The organism is Bordetella sp. (assembly GCF_051960075.1).
Taxonomy (GTDB): domain Bacteria; phylum Pseudomonadota; class Gammaproteobacteria; order Burkholderiales; family Burkholderiaceae_B; genus Bordetella.
Genome location: NZ_JBQCER010000050.1, coordinates 1 through 7,904, shown reverse-complemented (window position 1 = coordinate 7,904; position 7,904 = coordinate 1). Strand labels below are relative to the sequence as shown.

Annotated in this window: 8 protein-coding genes and 1 riboswitch; of the genes, 3 read left to right on the top strand and 5 right to left on the bottom strand. The window is 66.6% G+C overall.

Annotated features, from left to right (window positions below):
• From ACTHJ1_RS07185 to ACTHJ1_RS07165, 5 genes are all read right to left on the bottom strand, one after another.
• Positions 1-502: ABC transporter ATP-binding protein (locus ACTHJ1_RS07185; protein WP_440189848.1), on the bottom strand; the 502-nt coding region annotated here is incomplete at its 3' end.
• Complete coding sequence (locus tag ACTHJ1_RS07180) at positions 499-1,518, bottom strand: FecCD family ABC transporter permease (protein ID WP_440189845.1); 1,020 nt, start codon at positions 1,516-1,518, stop codon at positions 499-501. The genes ACTHJ1_RS07185 and ACTHJ1_RS07180, both read right to left, overlap by 4 nt.
• The gene (locus tag ACTHJ1_RS07175) at positions 1,515-2,384 is read right to left on the bottom strand and encodes an ABC transporter substrate-binding protein (protein ID WP_440189842.1); all 870 of its coding nucleotides are present in this window, start codon (positions 2,382-2,384) and stop codon (positions 1,515-1,517) included. Before ACTHJ1_RS07175 ends, ACTHJ1_RS07180 begins: the two co-directional genes overlap by 4 nt.
• Complete coding sequence (locus tag ACTHJ1_RS07170; protein WP_440189839.1) at positions 2,381-2,968, bottom strand: bifunctional adenosylcobinamide kinase/adenosylcobinamide-phosphate guanylyltransferase; 588 nt, start codon at positions 2,966-2,968, stop codon at positions 2,381-2,383. The genes ACTHJ1_RS07175 and ACTHJ1_RS07170 overlap by 4 nt, the downstream gene beginning before the upstream one ends.
• 9 nt (positions 2,969-2,977) lie before the next feature.
• Positions 2,978-4,852 carry a TonB-dependent receptor domain-containing protein gene (locus ACTHJ1_RS07165; RefSeq protein WP_440189836.1) on the bottom strand — a complete coding sequence of 625 codons (1,875 nt, stop codon included), beginning with the start codon at positions 4,850-4,852 and terminating at the stop codon, positions 2,978-2,980.
• A gap of 39 nt (positions 4,853-4,891) precedes the next feature.
• Positions 4,892-5,110: riboswitch (cobalamin riboswitch) on the bottom strand.
• Positions 5,111-5,231: 121 nt separating this feature from the next.
• Here ACTHJ1_RS07165 and ACTHJ1_RS07160 point away from each other — a divergent pair.
• From ACTHJ1_RS07160 to ACTHJ1_RS07150, 3 genes are all read left to right on the top strand, one after another.
• A complete protein-coding gene (locus ACTHJ1_RS07160) occupies positions 5,232-6,029 on the top strand; it encodes a thiazole synthase (protein ID WP_440189833.1) in 798 nt (265 codons plus the stop codon).
• Positions 6,029-6,856: a bifunctional hydroxymethylpyrimidine kinase/phosphomethylpyrimidine kinase gene (thiD, locus tag ACTHJ1_RS07155; RefSeq protein ID WP_440189830.1), complete on the top strand. Its 828-nt coding sequence runs from the start codon at positions 6,029-6,031 to the stop codon at positions 6,854-6,856. Before ACTHJ1_RS07160 ends, thiD begins: the two co-directional genes overlap by 1 nt.
• Positions 6,857-7,080: 224 nt before the next feature.
• Positions 7,081-7,761, top strand: a complete 681-nt coding sequence (locus tag ACTHJ1_RS07150) for a protein-L-isoaspartate O-methyltransferase family protein (RefSeq protein ID WP_440189827.1) — start codon at positions 7,081-7,083, stop codon at positions 7,759-7,761.
• Positions 7,762-7,904: the final 143 nt, after the last annotated feature.

The window sequence follows — 7,904 nt, the reverse complement described above, 5'->3', positions numbered from 1 at the left end:
GTTCGTCCATCAACACGATGTCCGCCTGCACGGCCAGGGCTCGCGCCAGCAACACCCGCTGGCGCTCGCCGCCGGAAAGATGGCCCAGGCCGCGTTCGCGCCAGTCCCAGGCCTGCATCGAGTCCAGCGCCTGCCGCACCGCGTCGCGGTCGGCTTGCGAGGCCGGACGCAACCAGGACTGGTGCGGCAGCCGGCCCAGCATGACGATGTCGTACACCGTGAGGTCGTTCGCGCCCTCCGCCCCCTGGCCCAGCCAGGCGAGATGCCGGGCCCGCTGACGCGCTCCCGCATCGTGCGCGATGCCGCACAGCCGCACCGCGCCGGCGCGCGGCAGCAGCCCCGCCAACGCCTTGAGCAGCGTCGATTTGCCGGCGCCGTTGGGACCGACGATGCTGGTCCAGCGACCGCGTCCGACAGTCAGGTCGACCTCGTGCAGGATCTTGCGGCCGTCCATCCGCACGACAAGCGCGCGGGCTTCGATGGCATTGGGTTCCGGATTCATCCCGCATCCTTATGAACGGAACCTGCATGCATGCGCCACAAGAGATAGACGCCGCCGATCAGCGCGGTCAACACTCCGACGGGCAGCTCTTGCGGCGCGATGATCCAGCGCGCCAGCAGATCGGCGGCCAGCAGCAATGCGCCGCCCATCAGGCTCGACAATAGGGTCAACCGCCCGTGCGTGGTCTTGACCAGCGAGCGCGCCAGATGCGGTGAGGCCAATCCGACGAAGGCGATGATCCCGGTTTGCGCGACTGCCGCGCCTATCGCCAAGGCCAGCACGGCAATCAGAATCGCGCGCAAAGGCGCCAGGCGCAGCCCCAGGCTGACGGCGGTTTCCTCGCCCAGGGCCAGGCCGTCGAGCACGCGGCTCAGGCTCCATGCCGCCAGTGAGCACACGAGCCACACGAGCGCCATCAACCCCAGCGAATCCCAGCCGATGAAGGCCGTGCTGCCCAGCATGAAGGCCTGCATGGTCTGCATGACCGGCGGATAGCGCAGCATCAAAAGCGCGTTGCAGGCGCCCAGCACTACGCCCACGATGACCCCGGCCAGCAACAGGCGCAGCGTGTGCTGCACGCCGCGCGCCAACACCAGAGTCAGCAGCACCGCGCCCGCCGCGCCGACGAAAGCGGCGCCCGTCAGCCCCAGATGCATCAACCATTGCGTCGCCAGCGGCGACACGCCGCCGAAGGCCAGCATGAGACCCACGCCCATCGAAGCGCCGGATGCGCTGCCCAGCAGATAGGGATCCGCCAGGGGATTGCGGAACAGCCCCTGCGCGATCGCGCCGGACAAGCCCAGCAGCGCGCCGGCCAGCCACGCGCCCAGCGTCCTGGGCAGGCGTATGTCCCAGAGAATGCGCCACGCGACGGGATCGCTCCTCGCGTGCAGCACGTCCTCGAAGCCGGTGCTGCCTATGCCTGCGCCCAGCGCGCAGCCGGCCAACGCCAGCGCAATCAACATGGCCGCCCACATCGCCGCGCGGCCGTGCACCGCCGGCGCCGCGCCCGTCATTTCGACAACCCCTTGCCGACGATGCAGTCGGCCAGAATGCGCGCACCCTCGGCCAGCAGCGGACCGGGGCGGACCACCACATCGGTCTGGTCCTGCGACAGCGCGCAGATGCGCCGCTCGCGCACGGCGCGAATGCCGCCCCAGCCCGGCCGGCCCGTTATGTCGGTGATGCCTTCTTGACTGACGATGATGAGATCCGGGTCGGCCCTGACGACGTATTCGGGGTTGAGCTTGGGAAAAGGCCCGAGACTGGCCGGCACGATGTTCTGTACCCCCAGGCGCGCCAGGGTTTCGCCCAGAAACGATGCGGCGCCCGCGGCGTAAGGGCCGCGCGAGACCTCGTAGTAGACGCGCAGGCCATGCGCCTGCGGCGGCAGCGAACGGGCCACCCGATCCACGCCGGCCTGCGCAGCCTGCCAGACTTTGTCCGGATCGGCCACGCCCAGCAAGGCGCCTATCGCGTGCGTCGCGCGCCGCACACCGGCATAGGAATGCGCGTCGATCGCGAAGACTTTCAAGCCCAGGGCCTCGAGCCGCTGAGCGACGCGCGACGCGGGCGACATCAGAACCAGATCGGGCTTCAAGGCGACGATGGCCTCGATATTGGGATCGATGCCGCCGCCCACCTGCGGCAGCTGCCGCAGCGAGGCCGGATAATTCGAATAGCGATCCACCCCGACCAGGCGACCGCAACGGTCCAGGGCGCAGACGGTTTCCGACAGCGATGGCAGCAGGCTGACAATGCGCTGCGGCGGCGCGTCCAGCGTCACAGTAACGCCGCGATCGTCCGTCGCCTGGACCTTGGCATTGGCCTGGGCCGCCACGAAAACGGCGAAGGCGACGCACAGCAGCGCGATATGCCTCATGCCTGCCCCTTCAGACAAAGCGGCAAGCCGGCCGTCATCAAGGTCACCCGCTCGCAAACTTGCGCCAGACGCCGGTTCAAGGTGCCGAGCGCGTCGACGTAGGCCCGCACTTCCCGGCCCAAGGGAATGACCCCCAGGCCGATCTCGTTGCTGACCAGAACCGTGGGGCCCGTGCTGCGGCCCAGCGCTGCGATCAGGGCATCGGCCTGCGCCGCGAATGCCGCTGCCGGATCTGTCCGGGCGCAAGGCGCGGCAGGCATCAGCCAGTTCGCCAGCCAGAGCGTCAGGCAGTCGATGACCAGCAGGGTCGAGGGCGACGCCAGGCGATCGACGCACGACGCCAGCCAGAGCGGCTCCTCCACCGTCGTCATGCCGGGAACGTTCAGGGCGCGCTCGCGGCGATGGCGCGCGATGCGCTCGGCCATTTCATCGTCGTGGGCCTGCCCCGTGGCGATCAGCACGGCGCCGCGTTCTGCGGATGCGGCCAGCCATGCGCGCGCCATGGCTTCGGCGCGGCCGGACTTTCCGCTCTTCTGCCCCCCCAGGATGAGCTCGGCGCGCGCAACGGTGCAAGAGAAGTCCATGCCGTCTTTTTACCGCATGACATAGCGTATGCCGACGAAAGCGGTCACGCCCGGCGTGTTGTAGCCCTGGATCTGCGTGTATGACCTGTCGAGCACGTTGTTTACGCTGGCCTGGATCGACAGCGCCTTCGACACTTGGTAGCGCGCCGTCAGGTTGACCAGGCTATAGCCGCCCAGCGGGGTCTGCTGCTTGGCATCGTTGTAGCGGCTGCCCACCACGACCAGATCGACGCCGGCCTCGAACGGCCCCCATACGTGGGAGGCGCCCACCGTGCCCGCATTGCGTGCGCGCAGGGGCAGGAATAGTCCGTTGGCATCGTTGACCGCATCGAGCCAGTCGTAAGAACTCCGCAGACGCCAGTCGCCGAAGCGGCCTTTGTACGAAACGGTCACACCTTGCAGGGTGGCCTGCCCGATGTTCTGATATTGCCCGTCTCCTGCTGAATCCGTCGTGACGTAGTTGATCAGGTTGGAGACATTATTGCGGTAATAGGTGAGCGACGCCGTCTGCGATTCGCGCTCCCAGACCAGGCCCACCTCGCGGTTGCGCGACGTCTCCGGCTGCAGATTGGCGTTGCCGTAGAGCGGGATATAGAGCTGGTAGAGCGTCGGCGCCTTGAAGGCCGTGCCATAGCTCGCCTGCGCGCGCCATTGCGGCGTGAGCTGATAGCCGTAGGACGCCGAGTAGGTGTTCTTGTCGCCGTAGATCGAGTTGGCATCGTGCCGACCGTTGATCTGCCATCGGCTCCTGCCCCAATTGGCGGTCCAGCCCAGCAACGCAGAATTGCTCGATATATAACTGCCCGCCGCGAGCGACTGCGACGGATCGCTCGTCGCTTTCTGGCCATCGTGTTCGAGCGCGACCAGCATTTTTCCCAGCGGCAGATCCACATCGTTCTGCCAGCTCAGCTGCTTGTCGATGGTCTGAAGATACTGCCCTTGCGGCGCGCTGGACGAATAGAACTTTTGCCAGTCGAGCGACTGGCCGTACTGCAGCGTGCTCTTCCAGAACGAGGCCAGCCGATCTTTGGAATAGACCCTGGCCTGCGAGGTGGTGAAGTCGGTGTAATTGTCGAACGTGCTCGATCCGTCGGTGAGATACGTGGAGTCGGTCGCAGTCGTGTAGCCGCTCGAATAGTGCGCGCGCCCCTGGTTCTGACGGAAGCTCACGCCCAGCTCGTGCCCGGCGGCGGGCAACAGGGTGAACGCGGCCGATCCGCCCGTGTTGGTGTAGCTGTCGGCCTGGGCGTCCTGGTTGAGACCGCCGATCTCGGCGGGAATGCCGTCGGTGGACATGCGATTGGCCTCGACGCGCGCGCGCCACTTCTCCTGCCCGACCGACACGCCGACATTGGCCTTCTGCGTGTTCTGCGTGCCGTAGCCGATAAAACTGTCCAGATGCAGCCCCGGCTCGGGCTTGCGCGTGAAGATCTGGATCACGCCGCCGATCGCGTCCGCGCCATACAGGGTCGAGGCCGGACCGCGCAGAATCTCGATGTGATCGACATTGTCCAGCGTCAGATAGCGCAGCGCCGAACCGGACGCGTCCAGCGAATTGATGGGCACGCCGTCGACCAGGATCTTGGTCTGGTTGGCGTTGGCACCGCGCAGGTACAGGCTGGCGGCCTGACCCGGACCGCCGTTGCGGTTCATCTGGATGCCGGGCTGCTCGGCCAGCAGATCGACGATGCTGTCGCCGGCGTGCTTCTCGATCTCCCGGTGCGAGATGACGGTCACGTCGGCCAGCAGGTCCGACTCGCGGGTTGCCTGCCGCGTAGCCGTCACCACGACGGGATCGAGCTCTTGCTGGGCGTGCACGGGGGCAATACAGGACAGCGACAACGGCAATAGCGCCGCCGCGCGTTTCAGGCGTGCAGAGGACATGATTCCTTTTTTGGCAAGCATCCCCGCTTGCCGATTTTTGTGGAAGGGACGTCGCAGGCCGGTATCCGGGCTCGCAAGTCTTGATGCGCCGCCTTCCCAGACCGTGGCCCAGTGGCTTCGTGGCGCACCCGCACTCGCTTACCGTTGCGGGGGCAGCAGCGGCTTGGCCGAACGGAGTCGAACTCCGCACGGCGCACCGCTTTCCCGTTTAACCCTGACGGAAGAGTCCGCCAGGGCACCTGTAACGGCGGGATTATACTTTTTGCTGCCGGGCCGCCCCAAAGCAAAAAAACCCCCTTGGGGCCGCAAGCGCATAGCGCGCAGCGTGGGGGCCTTTTTTAAATATAGACGCATGCCGCGCCTTCTCACCCGCATCGCCATGAGCACCCAAGACACCCTCACCATTGCAGGCCGCGCATACGCTTCGCGTCTGATCGTCGGTACCGGCAAGTACAAAGACTTCGAACAGACCCGCGCCGCGCTGGACGCCAGCGGCGCCCGGATCGTCACTGTCGCCATACGCCGTACCAACCTGGGACAGAACCCGGGCGAGCCCAATCTGCTCGACTACGTGCCGATGTCCGAGTTCACCCTGCTGCCCAACACCGCCGGCTGCTACACCGCCGAAGACGCCGTGCGCACGCTGCGCCTGGCGCGCGAGCTGCTGGACGGCCACGACCTGGTCAAGCTCGAAGTGCTGGGCGATCCGCAGAACCTTTTCCCCAACATGCCCGAAACGCTCAAGGCCACCAAGACGCTGGTGGACGAGGGCTTCAAGGTCATGGTGTATTGCGCGGACGACCCCATCCAGGCCCGCATGCTGGAAGACCTGGGCGCCTGCGCGGTCATGCCGCTGGCCTCGCTGATCGGCTCGGGCATGGGCATTCTCAACCCCTGGAATCTGCGCCTGATCATCGATCAGGCGCGCGTCCCCGTGCTGGTCGACGCCGGCGTGGGCACGGCGTCCGACGCCGCCATCGCCATGGAACTCGGTTGCGACGGCGTGCTCATGAACAGCGCCATCGCGCACGCGCAAGATCCGGTGCGCATGGGCCGCGCCATGAAACTCGCCATCGAGGCCGGCCGCGAGGCCTTCCTGGCCGGCCGCATGCCCAGGAAGCTTTACAGCGCGATCCCCAGCTCGCCGATCGAAGGCTTGATCACGGCTAAAAAATAATGACTGCCGGCCGTCGCATACCCCACACCCTGACCATCGCCGGCGTGGACCCGTCCGGCGGCGCCGGCATCCTGGCCGACGTCAAGACCATGAGCGCACTGGGCGCTTACGGGTGCGCGGTCGTGGCGGCCATGACCGCGCAGAACACGCAAGGCGTGGCCGATGTCGCCCCCGTCCCGCCCGCCTTCGTGGCGCGCCAGATCGACACACTCTTCGCCGACGTGCGCATCGACGCCGTCAAGACCGGCATGCTTGGGCAACAGCCCGTCATCGCCGCGGTGGCCGAGCGTCTGGACCACTGGCGGCCGGCCCACCTGGTCATCGACCCCGTGATGGTCTCGACCAGCGGCGCCCTGCTGCTGGAGCGCGATGCCATCGGCACCCTGCGCGATGCCCTGCTGCCCCTGGCGACGGTCATTACGCCCAACCTGCCCGAAGCCGGCGTGCTGCTGGACGAGCGACCGGTGGAAACCATCAAGGAAATGCGCCGCGTGGCCGAACGCCTGCGCGACAAGATGGCCTACAGCGGTCGCCGCTGGGTCCTCCTCAAGGGCGGCCACCTGCCCGGCGGCGAGGCCGCCCTGGACCTGCTGCACGACGGAGACCGCATGATCGAACTGGCCGCCCCCCGGCTAGCCACTAAAAACACGCACGGCACCGGCTGTACCCTCTCGGCCGCCCTGACCGCGCTGCTGCCGCAGATCGACGACGTGCCCGAAGCCGCCCGACGCGCCAAAGCCTACCTGACCGAAGCCTTGCGCCACGCCGACCGCCTGGACATAGGCCAGGGCCACGGCCCGGTCCACCACTTCCACGCCTGGTGGTAAACCCGCCGGGCTTGCCGCCCCACGAGCCGAGGACCCCGGAGGAATCCGAAGCACAGCCGCGGAAGCGGCGAGCATCGGAATTCCGCAGGGCAGCCTCGGCACCTAAAGAACCCAAACCCGCCCGCCAAAAACCCTCACCGAGCCTTAAGAACCCAAACAGCTACAAAGCGTTAAAATCCATAGTTACCCTTAGACCAGACCGCCACAAGCGCCGAGAGTCGTCCATGAACGCCACTACCCTGCCCGACGTCGAACAAGCCCGCTTCAACATGGTGGAGCAGCAGATCCGCCCCTGGAACGTGCTCGACACCAAGGTCCTCGATGTCCTGTTCGCCGTGCGCCGCGAACAATACGTGCCTATCGCCCTGCGCGCGCTGGCCTTTTCCGATCTGGAGATTCCCCTGCAGATCAACGGGGTCGATACCTGCGAAACCATGCTGGCTCCCAAGCTCGAAGCCCGCTTCGCGCAAGACCTGCAGCTGCAACCCACCGACTGTGTGCTCGAGATCGGCACCGGCTCGGGCTACCAGGCCGCGCTGCTGGCACACCTGGCCCGCCAGGTCACCTCGGTCGAGATCGACAGCCGTCTGGCCGCCTTTGCGCAGCAAAACCTGCAGCGCAACGGCGTGAACAACGTCAAGGTCGAAATCGGCGACGGCAGCCGCAGCTGGGGCAGCACCGAATACGACGCCATTCTGGTCACCGGCTCGGTGCCTACCGTACCCGACGCGCTCAAGTATCAACTGCGCGTGGGCGGCCGCATGATCGTCGTGACCGGTGAAGCGCCCATCATGACGGCCTGGCGTATCACCCGCACCACTGCCGCAAGCTTCGAGACCGAGGGGCTGTTCGAAACCGTCATCAAGCCGCTGCGCGGGCCGTCGGTGTCGCACTTCAAGTTCTGATCGAACGCAGCCGGCGCGTCCGGCCCCAAAAAAAAAGCCCATCAAATGATTGCCGTTTTTTTGGGGGTGCGCCCGCGCGCCAAACTGGCGGTTGGGGATTACCAGGGGCGTCGTGGACCCCGGGGACAAGAAACGGAAAGCAA

Bases quoted from the DNA above. Each gene is read 5' to 3' on its own strand.
- ACTHJ1_RS07180 (WP_440189845.1), bottom strand. From the start codon at position 1,518: ATGACGGGCGCGGCGCCGGCGGTGCACGGCCGCGCGGCGATGTGGGCG.
- ACTHJ1_RS07175 (WP_440189842.1), bottom strand. From the start codon at position 2,384: ATGAGGCATATCGCGCTGCTGTGCGTCGCCTTCGCCGTTTTCGTGGCG.
- ACTHJ1_RS07170 (WP_440189839.1), bottom strand. From the start codon at position 2,968: ATGGACTTCTCTTGCACCGTTGCGCGCGCCGAGCTCATCCTGGGGGGG.
- ACTHJ1_RS07165 (WP_440189836.1), bottom strand. From the start codon at position 4,852: ATGTCCTCTGCACGCCTGAAACGCGCGGCGGCGCTATTGCCGTTGTCG.
- ACTHJ1_RS07160 (WP_440189833.1), top strand. From the start codon at position 5,232: ATGAGCACCCAAGACACCCTCACCATTGCAGGCCGCGCATACGCTTCG.
- thiD (WP_440189830.1), top strand. From the start codon at position 6,029: ATGACTGCCGGCCGTCGCATACCCCACACCCTGACCATCGCCGGCGTG.
- ACTHJ1_RS07150 (WP_440189827.1), top strand. From the start codon at position 7,081: ATGAACGCCACTACCCTGCCCGACGTCGAACAAGCCCGCTTCAACATG.